The organism is Paenibacillus sp. MAHUQ-63 (assembly GCF_028765165.1).
Lineage (GTDB): Bacteria > Bacillota > Bacilli > Paenibacillales > NBRC-103111 > Paenibacillus_E.
In genome coordinates this window covers 1,560,604-1,580,840 of the sequence record NZ_JARADB010000002.1, presented here as the reverse complement: position 1 = coordinate 1,580,840, position 20,237 = coordinate 1,560,604, and the positions used below count along the sequence as shown (strand labels likewise).

Here is a 20,237-nt window from a genome sequence, read left to right as displayed (position 1 = left end):
GTACTACTATTACCCGGTTATCTTATGTATGCTCACCAATACGATCCTTTTCATTCCCCGCATCCTTATGAACGAGCGGTTCACCGGTGCTATCCCGGCAGCGCTGCTTAGTATCGTCATTGGGCCAATTCTTGCCTCTTTCTTTACGAAATCGATGATGCGTTTCCCCCGGATGGGCTTACCGGAAATTTTTAAATTGCATTTGCCGAAGAGCATCAACATGATCTTGTTACTCTACCTGGGTTTTATGTGGTTCTCAGCAGGAGGTATGGTTCTGGTATCCTACTGCCGAATCGTTCAAAGATTTGTGAATCCTGACTTAAATCTATTTATCTTAATTGGCTTTGTGGGGCTCGCGTGCGCGTTGGCGGCAAATAACAACTCACAGACAGTCCTTTATATCCTAGAGATCATCCTCATTGTCAATCTCCCGCTAATCGGGTTTATTTTATTCAAAGCATTGACCAATACGAACATGGATTGGGGTGCCGTTCGAGTAATGAGTCATTATTCGTTGGGGCTGCCCTCGTGGAATTCCTTTGCAGCGGTGACTTACATCTTTACCGGATATGTCAACTGGGCCATCTTTAACCGCTGCATCCAAGCCGATAATAAGTTGAAATATACGTGGACCATCCCCGTTATTGGCGCTTTGGTCATACTTACGACCTTTGTCGTACCGATCGGATATCATGGCACAATCGGTGTCGATGACTATAACTATACTTGGGCAAGTACCGTCGATTCGATGAGAGTTGAGTTTGGATTTGTAGAACGCGTTTTATTTATCTTCTTGCTGCTGTATTTTTGCATCGCGCTGCTTTTTATTACGATGACTTGGCATGTTAGTGCGGAATTAATCAAATCAATTCTTCCAACCACATCCTCATCGTTATCACTATGGCGTAAACCTTGGGTGCCCAAGGGAATCGTCCTTATCTTTTTGTTCTTAAGCGAACTCTCTGCCTACTTCTTCAATGAGAAACAATATATCGAGGTAGCGTCAGACTGGTTCCAGCTTCGATTACCAAGTGAAATTCTGCTCGTTATCCTGGTATACGGGTTAGGAAAGAGGCGAAGTCGATGAAGCGCTTAGGCTCAAACGCGCTGCTTGTTGCTCTTTTCATCGTATTGATGATAACAAGCAGTTGCGGATTTAAAGATTTGGATAAGCGCTTTTTCGTTCTGGGCATCGGTGTCGATCTCTCGGATAATCCCGAGAAGCCTTATCGTGTAACGCTTAAGCTCGGGATTGCCTCCCCACGGATCGAGCCAGGCGAGACCAATAATTTTCAAATGATATCACAGGATGCAGGTACAATTACCGAAGCAGTTCGTCTACTGAAGTCCAAAGTGGACAAGGAGCTGGATTTCGGTCACGCTAAAGTCATTATTTTCGGCAAATCCCTCGCTACTCAGGATATCCAAACGCCGCTGGATTGGTTCTTGCGTCGGAGAGACATCCAGAAAATCGCTTCCGTGGCGATTGGCGATCCAAGTGCCAAAGAAGTTCTGAGCATTAAGGTCATCTCCGAGAGATTGCCTGGCAATTCCCTATTCTTAAGTTTTGATAATGAAGGTACAGATTCGTCATATTTGATGACGGAAAATTTATCTGATCTGCACAGAAGGATGACGGAGAGGGGGAAAGATGGTTATCTTCCTGTCATTCAACCGATAAATCAAAGTTACAACATCAATCATATTGCTTTGTTAGACAAACAAAAAGCCAAAGTCTTTCTGTCACCGGATCATACCAGGATAGTCAATGAATTGGTTAGAGGCTTTAGCAACATTGATATACACACCATCCAGGAAAATAATTCGTTTAATATCGCGGTAAACCAATTAAAAGTTAAGTATGCCATATCGGGTGTTTCGGCTGGAACTCCAGCCATCCAGATGAATTTAACGTTGAACGGCATGGTGGAAGAATCCAGACGTCCTATCTACACGGAAGATTGGAGCAGCTTGCAAAAAATCGCCGGACTGGAAGTCAAAGAACGTGTAGAAAAGGTTCTCCAGCTCATGCAAAAAAATGGTTTGGATCCGATTGGATTCGGTCTGCGATATAGGGCCATGGGCCATATCTCCGATCAGGATTGGGAGCAATGGACTGCCCTCTATCCCTCCATCCCCATGAACGTGAATGTTCAACTGAAAATACTGGGTTCAGGTGTCATAAAATAAATGAGCGAGTTTCCTGATGAAGCTCTGCGTAGGAATATTTAAAAAGGACAGCCTTACGGCCGTCCTTTTATTATGAGAAAATAACTATTTTCTTGGCTTAATCGAACTAATTGGAACTCTCAATAATCTGAACAGAGTACTCAGCCTCAGGCGTACGTAGAACGAAAGCTTCACCTCTAGATCTCAATAACAATTGACTCCCGATCGGGGAAAAAAATGATATTTTATTTTGATCCGGATCTATTTCTGTTGGAAAAACTACTTGAAATACTTCGTGAGTTCCTTCATCTACATAGCAGAGCTTCACGCTGCTCCCTATAAGGGTAATTTCACTTAATGAATTAGCAAGATTAGCATCATCAAGCTCAAGCAATGTCACCATTTTTTTCACATATTGAGCGATGCTATCTCGCATCCTCATCTTTTGGTGAGATGGATAATTATCAAGTAAAAATGGTACTTGTTCATCCAAATAAACAAGCTGTTTAGCAAGGCGGCTACGGTGAATAGACGTTTGACTATGGTTCATCGTAGATTCCACCCCATATGATTAAATTCCAATTTCGATACGTTTGCCTCATTTTCAAAACCTCCTAAGATTTTAATAAAACAACTATGTTTCAAAGACGGTTCGAAACATTCTTCAAGCGCCAGTCAAACTTTCTGTAGCAATAAGCCAAGAAAGATTGCTGCAATACACAACACCGAAATGGCCGAGAGCCATTTAAAGAAGGTTTCCACCTTGTCAGAACACCTCGTTTTATTTATTAGGATTTGTTTCTCCCGATTTGTAAACAACGAGGATCGCACTACGCTGGACTTCTGCTCCGTTAAAAACGGACTTCATCGTCGACCCGTAGCAAACATTAATAACTTGCTCATCTGTTAAACCAGCCAAAAATTGATTTGCTCTTATCTCTGCGTGCGACGAATCCGTGTCTAAAAATTCCTTCACCTGAATCATCCATTTTACCTCCTGAATTTTAATTACAAGTTAAAAGCTTCATATAATTCGCATAATGATCTCCCCCCAACAGATTAAATACATTTAATGTAAAAAACCCATAAAAGTACAACAAGACATTCTGCCCCAAAAGGAAGAATGTCTTGTTTCGTTTAACATATCATTATGGGGTAAGGATGTCAATCCAACTTGTCCCTCACGAAGTCATTCACCAATCGAGCCCTGGAAGTGCTATAGTACAACTATGAGATTTCTTACAGAAGGAGTAGTACAATGTCCCATATTGAACGTATAAGTCAGCATATATGGATACAGCATGCTGAACATGAAACAGACCGCCCCCTACTTGCAGCGATTGTTGGGGAAAGAAGAACGCTGCTGCTGGATGCAGGCAATTCCCCTGCTCACGCCGCCCAATTTCGTTCGAAGCTTCAGCAGAACCAAATCCCTTTGCCCGAGATGATGGTATTGACACATTGGCATTGGGACCATACGTTTGGCATGTCTGAATGGAAAATTCCTGCGATCGCAAATCGAAGAACTGCCACGCGGTTGAGCCAGCTTTCCGGTCTCTCATGGACAGATGAGTCCCTCAACGAACTCATTCATTTAGGAGTGATCAATGAAACTACTGCCCGCCACATCCAACTGGAGTACAGTGACAACCGGGACATAACCATTATGGAGCCTGATTTGTTATTTGACAGCAAGTTAACGCTTGATCTCGGTGGCGTCGTTTGTGAGCTGGAGCATATCGGCGGCGACCATGCGGAGGATTCCTGCCTTCTCTTTGTTAGAGAAGACAAAACCATATTCTTAGGGGACGCCCTTGGACCTAGAATCTATGGCGGACCTTACCGCTATTCCAGCGGCATCTTCTTGCAGCTAATGGAACGCATTCTCGGTTATTCGGCTCAGACCTACGTCGAATCGCATGCACGTCCAGTAAGCGCCAGCGATTTCCATGAGGATATTAGTCGGTATGTACAATTGGCCCGATATGTCGATTCATTCGGTGGCGATGAAAAGCGAATTACCGAGGCGATGAAACAATACCTCCAAGTGGAAGAGCTGCCTAACGAATTTACCAAAGCTATTACGTGGTTTCTGACAAGTTAAACTTTTAAGGTTATATATTAATACATATTGGAAGCAAGCTACCCGTTCTAGGTACATTTGGCATTCTTCTATGACACGGATTTCCCTACGCAGAAAAGCTTGATTTCTCAAGCTTTTCTAAAGCAAATCGCCTTTTTGTTTTTTAAATACAGTTAAGATGACAAGGATGAGCGGCAAGATCAAGGTGGGAAACAACATCGAAAAGGGAAGAATCGCCGTATTATAAATTCCCAGTTCAGTAGGACGAGCAAAGCTGTTCAAAGCCACGGAGAAAAATAGCAGTCCAGCCGGCAAAATGAATGGCTTCGTATCCCGTATGCGAAACAAACTGCTGAAGACCTGAATGAACCAAAAATGGGCTATTATGGTCTCGTACAAAGTAAATATCGTCCAAATTCCGATGATGATGATCTCGATCCTCTCCAAGTAAACGCCGATCCGAACGAGTTGGATTGTCGAAAAGAACGGAAATGTAGACGACTTCATCAGATTCATGCCTAATGCACCGATCGCTAAATAAGTTGAAATCAATAAATAAACACAGGAAAGCATTAAGCTTATGAAGCAGGTGGACATAATCTTCTTCAGATTGGCGACTCTGCTGAACAGTACAAAGACGAGGCCGAAAGATTTTGCGAATGGAAAGGCATATGAAAGCATCGTACCGTAGACGATATCCGTGAAGCGGCTTTGAAATTGGGGAATTAATGGATTCGTATCTACGTTTCGAAGGATCAGCAAGCAAATGATGATGATTGAGACAAGAAACAGCGGCAAAATGACTTGTACGGTACGTACGGTCGTTTCAAGCCCGAGAAATACGGCATACGACGTAACTAACACCAGCATCAGCATAATCAGTTCCGGTGACGTGTACGGCAGGATTGCCGTCGTATAAAACAAAGTCAACGCCCGAAGCGTCAATACCACAAGTCCGACGATATTGAAGAGGATAACGAAGAGAATCGCTTTTCCTAGCCATTTTCCAAGCAAGAGCTCGCATATTTCGGTCATATTCTTGGCTGGATGCTGAGTCTGCACATACTTCATCAGCCAAACTATAAAAACAGCCCCAAAAGTAGCCAGCAAGTTGGAAATCCACACATCCTGCTGCAAAGTCTTCGCACCATACAAAAATAGTGTCGAGAACCCCGATAAATAAGTAAAGAAAAGACATCCGAACTGGAAGTTGCTGATTTTCTCATTAGCGGCCATTATAATTCTCCTACATGAATTTGCAAAAGATGGAGCACATAATCAGAGACAGGCTGGAATATACGGCTGTTCACTTTTTGCACAGTAGGCCAGTAAGCCGCGGTGGCCGGCAAAAAGTAGCCTATGATAAACAGCGTTAAAGAAAGAAGCACAATCGCCTCGGTTTTCTGCCTCCTTCTCCACATCCGAATCGTTTGCCCGAGCCCGTAACACAAGTTGGCGATGCACACGAGGGTTGCAATCATCTCAAGTTCCCTCCAATACTTGACTCATCCCGATTCTAGAGAATTGCACATTTACATGGATATGCACGGGAATCGCCGGGTACAGCTCATCCCAATTGTCTTTCATGCGGCTCCACTCCCTCGGATGATGCTGTCGGATATAATCGGAGAAACCGAGTACGTCCACTTTTAATTCCTTTTGAAAATGATTTAAGCTGCCTGCGAGCATTTGCTCTACCTCTTCGCTTGCCGCTTTCTCCAATTGCTCCAAGGCTCCCGGTCTACTCAACTGTAGAGGGTGATCCATATCCATTAGGGCCGCTTTTAAACTTACGTCAATTTCCAGCGTCATGCCTTCGTCCGTCTGGCGAAATTGCAATGTTTTCTTCGGAAACTGCATGAGGATCGTCACATTGGTGGAGTTGAATTGGACCATTACCGGGAATTCCAGCTTGCTCCATTCTCTTTTCTTAGAGAGCAGGTAAACCGCTATGGTATCCTTCCCTTTCAGCCAGTCAACGAACTTACCCTTGTTAAATACGGAGCCGCCGCTGAGGAGAAGCACTTCCTTCGAACTGTTAACCGGCTTATCCAAACTTAGTCGGCCAGTCACGAACCCCCGGTAAGGATTCGAAAACAAATTTGAAACGTCTTTCACCATCAAGGAGATGCTCTTGCCCCATAAATGCTCGTTGGTCGTTCTCCCTAGAAAATCGTTCGCAATCAGATCGTTCGTCTCCGATCTCACTGCCAGCTTATCGGCTGCTTTCCCTTCGCTGACGATGATGTAGCTGGATATTCGGATTTCGCGAGATCGGGTCATATAATCGATAATTTCATATAAGGCGTGTGTCGCGGCTTCTTCCCCGATGATGAAAAATTTGTCATGCTGCCAATCTAACGTTTTACCCGCCCGGCTTCGCAAATTACGGGCTGCATCCATAATGGAGATTCCTTGTGCGCTTGCCACCCATTCATTCTGTTTGCTTGAGTTCTCCATACTGGTGGTAGAAGGTAAAATACTGTAAGCCGTAAAGGTATATTTGTTTTGTTCTTTATCATAATCGATGCCGGTAATCATCACCAAAGCGACATCGCTGATTTCCCGAATGTCTGTCGAGCATCCCGCCGAGAGCGATATCATCAAGCCGAGCAACAAAGTCCATCTAGCGAGCTTCATCATTCTGCTGATCCTCTCCCCAAGATTTTAATTTCCGATGTTGAATCGGAAAAAGGATGTAGCTCTCAAGTACGTTCCGCCACCCTTTGCCGTCAAATAAAACAAAGTAGTGGTTGCCGAACGATCTCAGCGAGCACAAATGCAAAGTGATCGTAAACATCCCGAGAGCAAGACCGAACACACCCATAGATGCAGCGAGAAACATAAGGGGGAAACGCAGCATCCTGAGCGAAATAGCGGTGCTGAACTGAGGTATCGTAAACGATGCGATGCCTGTCATGGCCACCACGATCACCATCGGCCGCGAGACGATCCCTGCATCGACGGCTGTTTCCCCGATAATGAGGGCACCGACAATGCTAACGGATTGTCCGACTACACGAGGCAGCCGCAGACTGGCTTCCCGAAGAACTTCAAATGCGACCTCCATGATCAAGGCCTCGATAAAGGTGGGAAAGGGAATTCCCGCTTTCGTCGAAAGGAAAGTGAGCATTAAAGGTGTAGGAATCATCTCCAAATGAAATGTGGTTAAGGCGATGTACAAAGAAGGTCCAAACAAAGAAATAAACAAAGTGATTAATCGAAGAATCCGCAAAAAATTGGCAAAATAAAACCGCTCATATAAATCTTCGCTGGGGTGAAGGAAATCGGTGAACGAAGACGGAGCGAGTAATGCATTCGGAGTCCCGTCGATCATAATCGCTGTTTTGCCTCGATTCAACGCTGTGATGACCCGATCGGGACGCTCTGTATTCAAAATTTGCGAAAATGGCGAGTACGTGCTGTCCTGAATCAATTCCTCCAACTGTGCGCTATCGATAAGAACGTTCATCCGAACCGCATTCAGCCTTTTTTTAACTTCCGCCAAGACCGATTCGTTGACCTGGTTCTTCAAATACAGGATCGTCACTTTCGTTTGACTCTGCTGCCCGATCTTGATTGCCACCGATTTCAGTTCTGGCGTCTTTAGCCTTCGATACACCATACCCAGGTTTGTCTGAAGATCTTCGGTGAATCCTTCCCGCGGCCCGCGTACGTTAACTTCCGATTTCGGTTCTTCTACGGCACGCGTCTCATAACCTGGCAGTGTGATGCCATAGGCTTCGAATCGACCTTCGAGGAAAAGAACGATGCCGGCATCCGAAATAAACTGCACGACATCCTCCATTCGCATAAGCTGCTTGGCCTTGCCCAAGCGGTTCATCAATTCCATATACGAGGCATCCTTGTGTTCCGCTGTACCCCGATGGTCATCACTTAACGTGCCGATGAGCTCGCCATTGAGGAATTGTTCGTCTACAATGGCACTTAAATAGGCAAGGGATGCGACCGGACGGCCTTCCTCCATTTTGAGATGCCGTACGATGAGTAGATCGTTGTCCGCGAACCTCCGATATAGTCCATCCAAGGCATTGAGAACACAGGTATCGATCGTATTAGGCCTCACTTTCATGGATTAACCTCCGAAGGTAGATGAATATCGATATAATGATGGAAGTATTTGCTTTAAAAGGGTAGATTATTCTACCTCTTTACTTAAAAAGGATGTAGCACAAAAAAGACAAGAACTTACACCCTTAAGATCATCTCGCGCAGCGCACGAATCTTTAAGGATGTATGTTCTTGTCCTCTTTTCTGTTATTCGACTATAATCTTATCTCCACGATAAATACGTCCAGTGCGAATGACCTTCGCATATACCCCCATTGCCCCACTATTATGCTCAACGGAAGCTCGAAGGATAGCTGGATCATTGGGTAAATCCCCTTGAGGTAAAGTTGTCATGATACAGCGAACGCAAGGCTGTGTAACCTCTACTATCACTTCATCCCCAATTCGAACGGTTTTACCAACCCAATCATTTTCGATAAACCCTGATTCATTAGGCACATCAATTACGATATTCGATCGATAACGTCTGACTTCAATACGACTTTCCGGAATTAGTTCCCTCATTTTATTCATACTGGCTGTTGTCACTAAATGAACCATTGCAATATCATAAAAAGTTCCTTCTGGGGAACTGCGGGTGAAAATCGTTTTTTTGTTATTTAATCCCTCAATATCAGGTATATACCCCTCGAACTGAACATCACCTGCTTGATCTGAAGTTGCTGCCACTTTAACCGGACGACCCAGCTTTCCTGAGAGCCTCTCGCTTATATCTTCATCCGTCGTGACTCCCCAACTACCATCAGGGAATGTGATTCTAACAGGAGGAAGTTTTGTTGGATCTTGTAACGGGTCCGTATATACAGCACGATAATCAAACATATTCGGCCATTTGATGGGATTCTTCGCATTGGCAAGTTTGCCTGTTGAAGTATCTATCAATGCATACTTTCTATCACCAAGTACTCCCTTTTCAGTAATATCTGTTGCATTTAACTCTTCTCCCATCATCGATTTTACGGGATATCTCCAAAGTGAAACCACACGAGGATAGCTCATACAACATCTCCTTTTTAAGTACAGCGCATTACATATTTTTCCCTACGATCAACATCTTATGCTTCAAGTGTTTTCCTGTTTAATAGCATACTTTTAATAAAATAATAGATCAATATTGAATATTTAATTGAAACGATAGAAAATCCTAATCAATGTTGCCTGTTTCCTATTCGATTGTATTTTTGAAATCGCGCTTAGCGAAGAAGGCCCTTGTATCTTTGCGTGTTTGCACGGGGAGAACGCGATCCAATTCATCCTCCAGCCAAGATAATTTTTTGCTTCGCAAATAATTCTGCATAGTTTCTTCGGCTTCGAGCATGACGAAGTTGATCGTGCAAGGACTCGTGGACGCTGTACATGCCGAACAGTCATCCCTGCGGTACAGGTAGCCGTTATCTTTGATGTTCTGGCATTGGAAGATCGGCTTCTTGCCCTCCACAGCCTCGACAACATCCCAGAAGGAAATTTCATCAGGGTTTCGTGCAAGCTTGAAGCCACCTTTAACGCCAGGAACCGAGGTGATGATACCGGCTTTAGCAAGCTTCGTGAATATTTTGGACAAATAGGTCTCCGGAATACCTTGAAAGAACGCAAGCTCCTTAATGCCGATCGTTGTTTCGTTCGGAATCAGGTACACGAGACAGTGCAGTGCATATTCAACGCCGACGCTATATTGCATAAGAACCCCCATTTCCCAACTTAGTGACAGCCTCAGGATGATTACCAGAAAAAAGGCTTTGACTTCCTTTGCTCACAGTCGTATATTATAACCAATGAATATCGACGATAGCATTTGTCGCCAATTGGATATTCAAAACTCATTTTGGAGGTACGATATATGGAAACATTACTTGTTATTAATGCGCATGCCACTGTAGATTCCCCTGCATCCATCAGCCTTGAAGTTGGCAAACATTTTATTGAGAATTACCGCAAGCTGAACCCGAACGAAACGATCGAACAAATCGATTTGTACGCGGAAGAAATTCCGGAAGTGAACAGCACCGTTCTGAACGCTTGGGGTAAATTCGCTTCCAATGGCGAACTGACGGAGGACGAGCGGCGCGTTACGGACCGCATGAACACCATTCTGCAGCAATTCAAAAGAGCCAAAAAGTACGTCATTATTATGCCACTTCATAACTTCAACATTCCTTCCCGGCTGAAGGACTACATGGATAACATCATGATTGCGCGTGAAACATTCAAATATACGGAAAATGGCGCTGTAGGTCTGCTGACTGACGGCCGCAGTCTGCTCGTGATTCAAGGAAGCGGTGCCGTGTACACGAACAACGACTGGTACACCGACAACGAATTCTCGCACAAGTACCTCAAATCCATGTTCAACTTCCTTGGCGTTGAGGATTACCAAATCATTCGCGCTCAAGGTACTTCCGTGCTGGACAAAGCAGCCGTGTTGGACAAAGCAAACAATGAAGCCAAAGAAGCAGCAGCTCGTCTAGCCAAGAAAGTGATGGCCTAATATTCGACCCAGATACGACCTAGATTAGGAGGCTGTAAGCAATGTCCACATTTATCGCAGATATCAAGATACCTGATAGTAAGTTGGCCGTCGAAGCGGCCGAGCTATTGCGCGAACATGGCGACGAACTCCTGTGGAACCATTCGAACAGGGTATTTCTTTTCGCGTCGATCCAAGGCAAGAAGCAGCAAGTGAAGTATGATCCGGAATTGCTGTATATCAGTTCTCTTTTCCACGATTTGGGCCTAACGCCCGCATATCGCAGTCCGGACAAGCGTTTCGAAGTGGACGGGGCCAATGCTGCTCGCGATTTTCTGCGAAGCCGCGGCGTCCCGGAGGAATCGATTAGGCTGGTGTGGGATGCAGTCGCCCTGCATACAACGATCGGAATCGTCGAATACAAAGAATCCGAAGCAGCGCTGATGAATTTTGGCGTCGGATACGATGTCGTGGGGAAAAATTTCGACCTCATTTCCGAAGAAACCCGCCAGCAAATTGTCAAAGCGTTCCCGCGCAACCAATTTAAACACAACATTCTGCATGCCTTCTTGGAAGGCTTCAAACATAAACCGGAAACGACGTATGGCACGATTAACGCCGATATCTGCGAAGTGCTTCTCCCGGGCTATACGCGTCCAAATTTCTGCAACCATGTTCTGCATTCCAGATGGGAAGAATAATGAGGTTTGAGCAGAAGTATGCGAATTCGGTGGCGACACATCGGTGGATTTTAAAGTGAAAGTGAACAAACCCATCCCCCATTCTGGTGGACAGGTGAAATAAACCTATGCGAAATGCTGTTTCCGGTTGGCTGCCGGAGCAGCTTTTTCAGCTTTCGCCGTGGATGCTTAGCCTTCGGAATGCGTTACTAATTCCCGCTTTATGTATTGATAGAGCTTTTGACTCGCCAATTGGAACGGATAGGCGGATTCCTTGCACAAGATCCCAAAAGTCATATGTACCAAGCTTCCGCTAATCATCTTAACAAGAGTCCCCTTATCGGGTTCCACTGTAATTTTAGGAACAAGTGCGATCCCTATCCCCTTCTCTACGTAAAATTTTAAAGCCGTCATACTCCCGATCTCCATGGTATCGAGCGTCACATTTCCTTTTTCCTGCATAACCAACTCCAGCTTCCTGCGATATGGACAAGTCGATGATGTAATAAGTAAACGATGCCCCCGAAAATCATCCGGTTCTAGCACATCCTTCTGCGAAAGCGGATGATTCTCGGGCATTAAGACTACGAACTCTTCTTGAAATAAAGGTTCAAAATAAAATTCGGAGCTGATGCTAGGTGCTGTACAAATCGAGAAATCGATTTCTCCTTTAAGTATCCGCTCTGTAAGGGCCGGGGTGTTCGAGATTTCTATGGAAATGCGGATATTCGGATAAGCAGACATAAATTTCTCCAAGATACCAGGCAAGCGGTAACTTGCAGTCGGCTCTGTCACTCCTATGCGTATATGTCCTGTTTCACCGGATGTCAAATCCGATAAGCTTGACTGAAGGTTCTCCATACTTTTTACGATTTGCAGGCTCTGTTCGTAGAACAGCCTTCCGGCTTCCGTCAGACCAATCTCTTTGCCGCGCTCTATCAGCAGTACGCCCAATTCGGATTCGAGCTTTTTTATTTGCATCGTAACGGTGGATTGCACATAGTTCATTTCTTGTGCTGCGCGTATAAAGCTTCCGTATTTCACGATCAGTTGAAATGTTTTTAACGTTTTAAGATCCACGGTCCATCCCCCTGTGACAATTCAAAAAAATTGAACGAATGATTCAAATAGTTCAATTATACAATCGTCATTGTATCTATTACAATGAATCCATCAAGAAGCCAAGGGAGTGGAATTATTATGGAATTAAAGAACAAAGTGACCCTAATTACCGGCGGCGGTACGGGGATTGGCAGAGCAACCAGTCTCGCACTGGCTAAACGGGGGGCCATCGTGATCGTAAATTATTCACGCTCTCAAACAGATGCAGAAGAAACTGTGCGACGGATAAACTATGAGGGTGGGCGGGCAGTCGCCGTACAAGCGGATGTATCACAAGAGAAGGAAGTCCGGAGCATGATCGAAACCATTGTTCAGCAATTCGGATTCGGGACGGTGGATTTGCTCGTGAATAATGCCAGTATCACCCAACACATTCCGATGGAGGATCTGGAGCTGGTAACGGAGGAAAGCTGGGATGCGTTGTTTGCTGTGAATGTAAAAGGGATGTTTTACTGCGCACGAGCCGTCGCGCCCTTCATGAAGAAAAATCAACAAGGTGCGATTGTTAATCTTGGCAGCATCGCCGGACAAACAGGGTTGGGCTCCTCGCTGCCTTATGCCGTATCGAAAGCAGCCGTTCACGGTCTAACCAAATCGTTAGCAAGAGCATTAGCCCCAGATATTAGGGTCAACTGCATAGTCCCGGGAGCCGTCGCGACAAGATGGTGGGCCGGAAGAGAAGAACAAATGAACCGGCTTGCTCCCAACCTATTATTACAGCGAATATCGACACCCGAAAATATTGCTTCCATGGTCTGCGCTGCCTTGGAACAGGATGCAATGACTGGTCAGATCATCACTGTAGACAGCGGACAATCTCTGTAAGAGGCTGCAACCTGTTCTTATTTATCTGAACCTAATTCGCGTTATAAATATTAGAAAAGCGCCTGCATGAGGCGCCCTTTTTACCTACTTAATTGCTATAAAGATCTGAATCTGTGTCTGCGCGGGATCCAAATTTCTGGCGTCATACAGCTCGTAATCCCCCGTATATGCCCTTACTTCCACTGATTCCTGAAAATAGGCCCAAATGTTGCCCCACGCCTGTGCTACCACTTCATAGACAGGGCCCTTTTCTGTTGTAAATACCAAATATTTGCCCGCCGGTACTTGTACGGTGTGGAACTTGTCCTCATCCTGCGATTTCTCGCCGGCTGCTTCGTGCCCGATCAGAGTGGTGTACGCACCTGCAGCATCACTTTCATAATCCGTATAGAGCGCATAGATCAGATGGAAATTGATTGTCGGGATTTGCGAGGTCATTTGGCTTTGAAAGTACGTTTCCCACAGCTGCGGCAGCCGCCGATTCGGACCCGCTTCCTCCGCGTTTGTCGTTCGAACATGAACACCTGTTAGGGTTATTGCTGGTTGCTTCGTTATATATGTATGCATAGTTCCACCCTCATCTTCTTGTATTTATGATCAGTATACAGGGAGAACGTGGACACCTATCTGTCCAGTTTCTTATAACGCTCCATAATTTTTCGTGCCCGATTCACCATTTCTTCGGCTACACCGACCGGTTCTTCTACTGTGACATGTTCACCATAACTCAACAGCATGCCGTACAGCCATTCATCTTCGTTGAAGGATCCTTTTACCTGTAAAGACCCATCCTCCATTCTTGTAACTTGCTGCGGATCGAAGGTATCCATAACGCGGTACTGAACCTTCGAATGGAACCGAAATGTCATCTCTTGCAGATTCGCATTCGACCAATCCGACTCCCAGGCGTAGTTCTCAAGCGAAGGGGCTTGTTTTCTTAAGAAGGATTTCTCCAACACCCGCAGCTCCTGTATGCGAGATAATCGAAACACGCGAAATTCATTTCGGAGCGTGCAATAAGCCTGCAAATACCAGAGGTATCCTTTTAAAATTAAAGCAGTAGGCTCGACGACTCTCTCACTCTCTGTACCGTTCATGTTTAAGTACTTGAAGCTAACCTCGCTTGTATGCTCAATTGCCTGTCTCAGGCTGTTCACTTTATCCCGCGCAACAGGTCCTTGCCCCCACGGATTGAAATCGAAGACAATTCCCGCTCCCTGCTGCTCCATTTGAAGTCGATCTACTCGACTGAGCATCGCCTTTACCTTATCCAGAAGAGTGCCGAACATACGGTCATCCACGGCAGAATGCATCCCCTTTACCGCCGCGACAATCGCTTCAATTTCACTGAGCGACAAAAATTGCCGAGCCATGGTGTAAGGTTCCATGATTTCAAATCCGCCGGAAATGCCCTGATGGGCCACAACCGGAATGCCCGATTGATTCAAGGTCTCCATATCCCGATAAATCGTCTTCGTCGAAACTTCAAAACGGTCAGCCAATTCTTTGGAACTGACACGCCCGCGATTCAGCAGCAGTACCGTTATTGCCAGCAAGCGGTCAATTTTCATTACGATTGCACACCTCACTAGACTCCAAGCTCTTCTCTTACATAATGTAATAAATATCACAGCTTCCCGCAATCATCTTATTTATTATGAATTTAGTAGCAATCAAAAGTGCGAACAGGGAGATGATTTGACTTATGAAAAGTGAATTCACAGTTCATTTTAAAGTAATCCACCAGGATAAAAGTTCCCTTTTAAGAGGGGTTATTTTCTTGGAGGAGCATCAAAAGCCAACTTTGAATGATTATGAGAAATGTCTCAGGGATTGTGGCCATAACGTCATGCTAACAGATAAAGAAAATATGATTTTCAGAGCTTCTAACTCGAATGAAGAGTATTTTATTCACATATTGGAGGAGGAAAACGATAATATGAAAGATGTAGTCGTCGAAAATCTAGTCCGAAATTTTATGAAGTAAGCAAATGCTATCGGTAATATGAATCTTGGCCAGTTAATTCATTAAACTTTGATTTGTTAAGGTCCATAATCGCCGCACATGCTTTAATTTTCTATCTTCAAATTCAAGTTTATATATATCCGGTTTGCTGGTCTGCTTCCAAAAATTAAACCCGTAACTTGAATCGAAATAATTCAAAATAATCGTCATTATGTTTCCATGTGTACCGATTACGATTTTTTTGCCCTCATAGGCAGACAACAAATTCATTATTATGGGTATAGATCTTTCTTGAGCTTGTCTTGTTGTCTCCCCTTCCGGCATGCAAAAATCGATATCGCTAAAAGATTTTTCAATACCGCATAAGAGTTCTTCTTCAGGTACTGGATAGCTTAAACTCGCGATCGGTCTTTCAATAAGCTCATCAAATTGAATAATTTCTTTTTGTAATAACTCTGCTAATGGCATGACAGTCTCTTTCGCCCGGTTAAATGAACTAGAAACGATTAAATCAATGTCTTCGTTTCTTAATAAATCAGCTACTCTTTTTGAGTCAAATTTTCCTTGCTCATTGAGACTAGCTCCACCTGCTGACGATTCAAGCTCCAACGAAAAGGGTGCAATTCCGTGCCGAACAAAGTAAATATATGTTAGCATACTACCTCCTAAGTAAATGGCTTTACTTTTATCTTATCATTCAATCTGAACCGAGATGTAAGAAAATTCACAAGATCTGAAGAGGTCAAAAAACCGTTCTTCCTTAACAGAAAGAACGGTTTCTCTGGACTATCCCAGCCTATTGTAACTGTACCGTCTCCGCCAAACTGACGGGAGACGTCAAATCACTGTTGAAGCGGTCCAGCACCATGGCTCTAACCGTGTACAGACTGGAATCAAAGTCCGCCATGTTGAAGTAAGCGGTAAAAGCTTTGGAGGTTTCGATTCTGTCGGATTGCACAGCCACGATCCCTACAGGCGTGTTGCCCTTCATCAGTTGAAAGACGATGACCTGCTCATCCGGACCTTTGACCGCATCCGGCGTCGGCTGCACACTCACCTGGGCCTCGATGCCGCCTTGGCGCTTGAGAATGCCTGTGGTCGTAAGTGTATATGGGGCTAATCCGCTTGCCTGCGGGACGAGAACGGGAATCGCCTCGGTCGACGCCTTACTGCCGTCCGACAAGTCGGTAATCTCCAGAACCACTTGTACGGTTGTTTGCACTTTAGGCGCTAAAATCGTGCCGTCCAGCGCAATGATGCTAGGGTCGCTGGAACTTTGAATCGCGATGCGGAATCCCGTCGGTACGGTTGGCAGTTTAAGCCTGGTGTCGCTTGGCGAAGGATTCGCGATCTGCTTCATGCTCGCCGCCAATTCTCGGGCCGTCCAAGTTGTTGTCATGAAACCGGCGTTTAGCCAATCGCCGTGGTCGAAGTTTTTACCCCCCGCATCGTTAAGCGACAGAAGAATCTGCTTGGCTCCCTCCGGCAGCGGGACGTCGAAGTTCCACAGCATGCCTTTGCCGATGAGCGGCGAAGCGGCAGCAAGCTCCCCATCCACATACACGCTGAACAGCATGCTTGCATATCCGCCTTCTTCTTTCACCTCGTCATCCCCAGCGGCAATAGCGACAAATCTTTTGGCCCCACTAGGAATCGTGTATACGATATCGGAATTGGCGTGTGTCCCCAAACCGCGCTCATACGTTTTACCGCCTGCTCTCAATGGATTGCCGTCAATCGAGAGCTTCTTCTTCGGTACATTGTTCCAGCCGGATGTCGCGCTGACCCAATTCAGTTCATCCAGGTAAACCGAAGGCAGAGGCGGCACAGGTGCGTTATGTTCCAGCGTATATAGCGTTTTCGATACTGTGTTGGAGCCCGGTTGTCCTTTCGCATAAAGCTTGGCTTTCAATTTGGTCGTGCTTACAGGGAGCGTAAACGGTCCCGTATACAACAGGGAGTGTTGGTTCGGTTCGCTGTCATCCAGCGTATAGCGAATTTCGAAGTCGCTCCCCTCCGCATTGGTCTGTATCCTTACTTTCCCGCCTGGATTGACCCAGTTCCGGTCCCCGTCGTACAAAATATTAATGAGCGGCAAGGTTTTGTTGAATCGAGCCGTTACGGTGCTGCCGGCTCCTTCCCCCCTCGTAATGACCGCGCGGAGGACAGCGGAATCGGTAATCACGATTTCCTTCTCGTATCTCGGAGAGCTAGCCTTTGGCTCGGAACCGTCCAGTGTATAATGAATTTCGCGCGTGCTTGCACTGTCCGGCATTGTCAAATGAACCGTACGCTGATCCAGAAATCCGCCGCCGAACGGCTCCATGTCAAGCTGGCTGAATTTGGCCACATAGCCTCCGCTGCCTCTCATCTTCATACTTAACACGTCGCCTGAAGTCACCACTTGCTTATCAAGGTTGTAAGCGTTAGGTTTCGTCATATCGTCCGCATAGATGCTGGCATTGTACTTCCCGCTGCCGAGGAATGACAGGTTCAGGTCCATAGCGCGCTCCTCCAGGCCATTCATGGCGGCCACATACCAGGTCGTACCGGAGCGGCGGGCCATCGCCGAAACCTCCCCAATTTCGCTGCCGGGCAGTACGATGGTTTCATCCCAAGCCGACGGCATGCTCTTCAATAGCTCTACAGCCGGATTCAGCAGCATGTTCTCCGGATGCTCCCCGAAGGAAAGGATCGGCGAGGTGAGGCTTAACGCCGTCGCAACCTGATGACTCCAGGAGCTTTTGCCCATCCGGTTACTGAGCGACATTGGCGTATAGTCGCCGTTACCAGCCAGGTAGCGGGTGAACGGCAAGGTAGCGTTATGATCGGCAGGCGGTGCACCTTGCTCCAGACCATACACGCCCTCGCGGGATAATTCATTGGGATAAGTCCGCGACATACCTGTCGGTTTATTGGCCCCATGGAAATTAACCATCAAGTGATATTTTGCGGCGTCTTCCAGCGTGTCTTTATAGAAGTTTATTTTGAACAGCTCTTCGCCGTCGATGAAATCGATCTTGACTCCGACGACACCCGCCTCTTTAGCCTTTTCGAAAAAGGATATCCGGTCCTCGCGGTTGAACAACCCTTTGATGCCCAAGCGATCGGAAGCGGATTTCCATAGCCAGCTTTCGACATGCTTGGATTTGCCGTAGTCCACGACTTCTTTCACCGCGGCCCAATACTCCTCAGGCGTTGATGCCCAGTCCGTCCAGCCTTCATCAATCAGATTGTACGGAATGCCTAATTCGGCCGCATAGTCGGTATAGAGCAGCATGTTGCGTTTGCTAACATCACCGTCCACTACCCAGGACCAGGTGGAGGAGCCGGGCTTGATCCAATCGATGTTGTTGTCAAAGATCGGCGCTTGCGGCGGGCTCACGTTGGTGATGATGTCGTTGTTCACGAGACCGTTCAAATCGCGGGCAACGGTAACGATTCGCCATGGCGTCGAAACCTCGCCGGACAAGGTCCAATTGCCGCCGTTGATGAAATTGGCTTTGAAGCTGGCTCCGCCTTCGGCCATCAAGGTCATGCCGGCATATTGAATGAGCGCTCCCTCGGTAATCGCGGCATACCCGGCGCTGCCCGGCAGCTTAATGGTCATCGGCGGGCCGATTTTCGTATTCGCAGGAACAGACTGGGCGTTCTGCTTCGTGAAGCGACCTTCGTAATTGGTTGTATTTTGCTGATACCAGACGATGCTGTCCGCGGGCAACCGGAAGCTGGTGCTTTCACCTGAGAACACACGGTCCGAGGTACCCGGCGGAATCACATATCGGAAAGCAATTCCATCGTCAAACAGTTTGACTTGAAGCTGGTAGGTAATGCCGCTATTAATATCCGTAATCGGAATCGTCGTAAGCGTGTGATGATCTATGGCCGTGGAGTGGCTGCCGGTTATCGGATAAGTGATAGCGTCTGGAGAAACGGTGACCGCCTGTGTCCTATCCCAGATCACCCGTTCGCCGATATCGCGTCCGTCCACGATGACGCCGAGCGCCGACTTATCAACCACAGTTGCGCCGTTAAACTTCATCGAATAAGTCAGCCTTCCATCCATCTGCTCAATGATACTGGTGACTTGACCTCCGGGGCTGGCCATAACGACAGGATCGGAAGGCGACCAGCCGCCATGATCGTCGGTCAGCAGGAATCGGGCGTCCAGCCAATCCGTATGGTCGCAAGTCGGGTCGCCTAAGTCATCGGTGACCAAGGTCAGTGTCTTAGCCCCTGCCGGAATCGTGACTTGGAATGTATACGTTTCGTTAAATTTCAATTCCGGCGAACTGGCGATGATCTTATCATCCGCTTTCACGTGAAATTTGGCCTTGGCCTTGACATAATCCGGGTTCGATTTGACCTCGTCGTCAATCCCGGCAACCGCCGTAAAGCGCTTGTAGGTGGGATCAAGATTGTACACGATTTTGGAATTTGCGTGCACCCCGATGCCCTTACTATACGTTTTCCCCGCCGAGGTCAGCTTGTTACCGTCCAACGACTTATCTTTTTTGGCGCCGCTCCAATACGATTCCATGCTGACCCAATTCAATTCGGACACGTAGACTCCATCGGTCACAGTGAGGGCAGTTGAGCTTTCGCTATAGGTTGCCCCGGTCACCGATGCACTCGCTTCCTTCGTACCGGTGCTTTCGTCGAATGTGTTGGGGGTGATTGGAAGCTGCACGGAATTAGCCGATACGGTTCCCGGCAACCCGAACGGCAAAGTGCCGAACAGCAAACAAACCATTAAAAACAACTTGGCCGCAATTGGCGGCAAATAGCGTCTATTATGCAAGCGTGCTCTCCTCCTGATTTATAATTTTGCCCAAC

At 46.4% G+C, this 20,237-nt stretch carries 20 protein-coding genes; 7 read left to right on the top strand and 13 right to left on the bottom strand.

The window, feature by feature from the left end:
- The first annotated feature begins 28 nt into the window (after nt 1–28).
- Complete coding sequence (locus PUT07_RS15425; protein ID WP_274469051.1) at nt 29–1,087, top strand: hypothetical protein; 1,059 nt, start codon at nt 29–31, stop codon at nt 1,085–1,087.
- Complete coding sequence (locus PUT07_RS15420) at nt 1,084–2,190, top strand: Ger(x)C family spore germination protein (RefSeq protein ID WP_274469050.1); 1,107 nt, start codon at nt 1,084–1,086, stop codon at nt 2,188–2,190. The genes PUT07_RS15425 and PUT07_RS15420 overlap by 4 nt, the downstream gene beginning before the upstream one ends.
- Nucleotides 2,191–2,296: 106 nt before the next feature.
- On the opposite strand, the gene PUT07_RS15415 is transcribed toward PUT07_RS15420, so the two are convergent.
- Both PUT07_RS15415 and PUT07_RS15410 read right to left on the bottom strand, forming a co-directional pair.
- Complete coding sequence (locus tag PUT07_RS15415; RefSeq protein ID WP_274469049.1) at nt 2,297–2,719, bottom strand: GreA/GreB family elongation factor; 423 nt, start codon at nt 2,717–2,719, stop codon at nt 2,297–2,299.
- Nucleotides 2,720–2,950: 231 nt separating this feature from the next.
- Complete coding sequence (locus tag PUT07_RS15410) at nt 2,951–3,154, bottom strand: hypothetical protein (protein WP_274469048.1); 204 nt, start codon at nt 3,152–3,154, stop codon at nt 2,951–2,953.
- A gap of 273 nt (nt 3,155–3,427) precedes the next feature.
- Between PUT07_RS15410 and PUT07_RS15405 the strand changes: the two genes are divergently transcribed.
- Nucleotides 3,428–4,273: an MBL fold metallo-hydrolase gene (locus PUT07_RS15405; RefSeq protein WP_274469047.1), complete on the top strand. Its 846-nt coding sequence runs from the start codon at nt 3,428–3,430 to the stop codon at nt 4,271–4,273.
- A gap of 117 nt (nt 4,274–4,390) precedes the next feature.
- Here the strand turns inward: PUT07_RS15405 and PUT07_RS15400 are convergent, their stop codons facing one another.
- From PUT07_RS15400 to PUT07_RS15375, 6 genes are all read right to left on the bottom strand, one after another.
- Nucleotides 4,391–5,488, bottom strand: coding sequence for a GerAB/ArcD/ProY family transporter (locus PUT07_RS15400; protein ID WP_274469046.1), 1,098 nt, complete (start codon nt 5,486–5,488; stop codon nt 4,391–4,393).
- Nucleotides 5,488–5,733, bottom strand: a complete 246-nt coding sequence (locus PUT07_RS15395) for a hypothetical protein (RefSeq protein WP_274469045.1) — start codon at nt 5,731–5,733, stop codon at nt 5,488–5,490. Before PUT07_RS15395 ends, PUT07_RS15400 begins: the two co-directional genes overlap by 1 nt.
- A gap of 1 nt (nt 5,734) precedes the next feature.
- Nucleotides 5,735–6,895 (bottom strand): Ger(x)C family spore germination protein, encoded by a 1,161-nt coding sequence (locus PUT07_RS15390; RefSeq protein ID WP_274469044.1) that lies wholly within the window; start codon nt 6,893–6,895, stop codon nt 5,735–5,737.
- On the bottom strand, nt 6,879–8,345 hold the full coding sequence (locus tag PUT07_RS15385; RefSeq protein WP_274469042.1) for a spore germination protein: 1,467 nt from the start codon (nt 8,343–8,345) through the stop codon (nt 6,879–6,881). The genes PUT07_RS15390 and PUT07_RS15385 overlap by 17 nt, the downstream gene beginning before the upstream one ends.
- 185 nt (nt 8,346–8,530) lie before the next feature.
- On the bottom strand, nt 8,531–9,343 hold the full coding sequence (locus tag PUT07_RS15380; protein WP_274469041.1) for an MOSC domain-containing protein: 813 nt from the start codon (nt 9,341–9,343) through the stop codon (nt 8,531–8,533).
- A gap of 166 nt (nt 9,344–9,509) precedes the next feature.
- Nucleotides 9,510–10,022: an Rrf2 family transcriptional regulator gene (locus PUT07_RS15375; RefSeq protein WP_274469040.1), complete on the bottom strand. Its 513-nt coding sequence runs from the start codon at nt 10,020–10,022 to the stop codon at nt 9,510–9,512.
- Nucleotides 10,023–10,181: 159 nt separating this feature from the next.
- On the opposite strand from PUT07_RS15375, the gene PUT07_RS15370 reads away from it, so the two are divergent.
- On the top strand, nt 10,182–10,829 hold the full coding sequence (locus PUT07_RS15370) for an FMN-dependent NADH-azoreductase (protein WP_274469039.1): 648 nt from the start codon (nt 10,182–10,184) through the stop codon (nt 10,827–10,829).
- A 41-nt stretch (nt 10,830–10,870) separates the two neighbouring features.
- Complete coding sequence (locus tag PUT07_RS15365) at nt 10,871–11,509, top strand: HD domain-containing protein (protein ID WP_274469037.1); 639 nt, start codon at nt 10,871–10,873, stop codon at nt 11,507–11,509.
- 168 nt (nt 11,510–11,677) lie between these two features.
- Here PUT07_RS15365 and PUT07_RS15360 read toward each other — a convergent pair whose 3' ends face one another.
- Nucleotides 11,678–12,568 carry a LysR family transcriptional regulator gene (locus tag PUT07_RS15360; protein WP_274469036.1) on the bottom strand — a complete coding sequence of 297 codons (891 nt, stop codon included), beginning with the start codon at nt 12,566–12,568 and terminating at the stop codon, nt 11,678–11,680.
- A 120-nt stretch (nt 12,569–12,688) separates the two neighbouring features.
- Between PUT07_RS15360 and PUT07_RS15355 the strand changes: the two genes are divergently transcribed.
- Nucleotides 12,689–13,435, top strand: a complete 747-nt coding sequence (locus PUT07_RS15355) for an SDR family NAD(P)-dependent oxidoreductase (protein WP_274469035.1) — start codon at nt 12,689–12,691, stop codon at nt 13,433–13,435.
- An 84-nt stretch (nt 13,436–13,519) separates the two neighbouring features.
- Here the strand turns inward: PUT07_RS15355 and PUT07_RS15350 are convergent, their stop codons facing one another.
- Together PUT07_RS15350 and PUT07_RS15345 are read right to left on the bottom strand one after the other, a co-directional pair.
- Nucleotides 13,520–14,002 (bottom strand): GyrI-like domain-containing protein, encoded by a 483-nt coding sequence (locus tag PUT07_RS15350; RefSeq protein ID WP_274469034.1) that lies wholly within the window; start codon nt 14,000–14,002, stop codon nt 13,520–13,522.
- 56 nt (nt 14,003–14,058) lie between these two features.
- The gene (locus PUT07_RS15345) at nt 14,059–15,006 is read right to left on the bottom strand and encodes a helix-turn-helix transcriptional regulator (protein WP_274469033.1); all 948 of its coding nucleotides are present in this window, start codon (nt 15,004–15,006) and stop codon (nt 14,059–14,061) included.
- Nucleotides 15,007–15,140: 134 nt separating this feature from the next.
- On the opposite strand from PUT07_RS15345, the gene PUT07_RS15340 reads away from it, so the two are divergent.
- The gene (locus tag PUT07_RS15340; protein WP_274469032.1) at nt 15,141–15,422 is read left to right on the top strand and encodes a hypothetical protein; all 282 of its coding nucleotides are present in this window, start codon (nt 15,141–15,143) and stop codon (nt 15,420–15,422) included.
- Nucleotides 15,423–15,455: 33 nt separating this feature from the next.
- On the opposite strand, the gene PUT07_RS15335 is transcribed toward PUT07_RS15340, so the two are convergent.
- Nucleotides 15,456–16,058, bottom strand: coding sequence for a histidine phosphatase family protein (locus PUT07_RS15335; protein WP_274469030.1), 603 nt, complete (start codon nt 16,056–16,058; stop codon nt 15,456–15,458).
- Nucleotides 16,059–16,197: 139 nt separating this feature from the next.
- Nucleotides 16,198–20,202, bottom strand: a complete 4,005-nt coding sequence (locus tag PUT07_RS15330; protein WP_274469029.1) for an NPCBM/NEW2 domain-containing protein — start codon at nt 20,200–20,202, stop codon at nt 16,198–16,200.
- Nucleotides 20,203–20,237: the final 35 nt, after the last annotated feature.

Bases quoted from the DNA above. Each gene is read 5' to 3' on its own strand.
- PUT07_RS15385 (WP_274469042.1), bottom strand. From the start codon at position 8,345: ATGAAAGTGAGGCCTAATACGATCGATACCTGTGTTCTCAATGCCTTG.
- PUT07_RS15355 (WP_274469035.1), top strand. From the start codon at position 12,689: ATGGAATTAAAGAACAAAGTGACCCTAATTACCGGCGGCGGTACGGGG.
- PUT07_RS15380 (WP_274469041.1), bottom strand. From the start codon at position 9,343: ATGAGCTATCCTCGTGTGGTTTCACTTTGGAGATATCCCGTAAAATCG.
- PUT07_RS15405 (WP_274469047.1), top strand. From the start codon at position 3,428: ATGTCCCATATTGAACGTATAAGTCAGCATATATGGATACAGCATGCT.
- PUT07_RS15420 (WP_274469050.1), top strand. From the start codon at position 1,084: ATGAAGCGCTTAGGCTCAAACGCGCTGCTTGTTGCTCTTTTCATCGTA.
- PUT07_RS15390 (WP_274469044.1), bottom strand. From the start codon at position 6,895: ATGATGAAGCTCGCTAGATGGACTTTGTTGCTCGGCTTGATGATATCG.
- PUT07_RS15335 (WP_274469030.1), bottom strand. From the start codon at position 16,058: ATGCTAACATATATTTACTTTGTTCGGCACGGAATTGCACCCTTTTCG.
- PUT07_RS15415 (WP_274469049.1), bottom strand. From the start codon at position 2,719: ATGAACCATAGTCAAACGTCTATTCACCGTAGCCGCCTTGCTAAACAG.
- PUT07_RS15425 (WP_274469051.1), top strand. From the start codon at position 29: ATGCTCACCAATACGATCCTTTTCATTCCCCGCATCCTTATGAACGAG.
- PUT07_RS15365 (WP_274469037.1), top strand. From the start codon at position 10,871: ATGTCCACATTTATCGCAGATATCAAGATACCTGATAGTAAGTTGGCC.
- PUT07_RS15395 (WP_274469045.1), bottom strand. From the start codon at position 5,733: ATGATTGCAACCCTCGTGTGCATCGCCAACTTGTGTTACGGGCTCGGG.
- PUT07_RS15375 (WP_274469040.1), bottom strand. From the start codon at position 10,022: ATGCAATATAGCGTCGGCGTTGAATATGCACTGCACTGTCTCGTGTAC.
- PUT07_RS15350 (WP_274469034.1), bottom strand. From the start codon at position 14,002: ATGCATACATATATAACGAAGCAACCAGCAATAACCCTAACAGGTGTT.
- PUT07_RS15345 (WP_274469033.1), bottom strand. From the start codon at position 15,006: ATGAAAATTGACCGCTTGCTGGCAATAACGGTACTGCTGCTGAATCGC.
- PUT07_RS15370 (WP_274469039.1), top strand. From the start codon at position 10,182: ATGGAAACATTACTTGTTATTAATGCGCATGCCACTGTAGATTCCCCT.
- PUT07_RS15400 (WP_274469046.1), bottom strand. From the start codon at position 5,488: ATGGCCGCTAATGAGAAAATCAGCAACTTCCAGTTCGGATGTCTTTTC.
- PUT07_RS15410 (WP_274469048.1), bottom strand. From the start codon at position 3,154: ATGATTCAGGTGAAGGAATTTTTAGACACGGATTCGTCGCACGCAGAG.
- PUT07_RS15340 (WP_274469032.1), top strand. From the start codon at position 15,141: ATGAAAAGTGAATTCACAGTTCATTTTAAAGTAATCCACCAGGATAAA.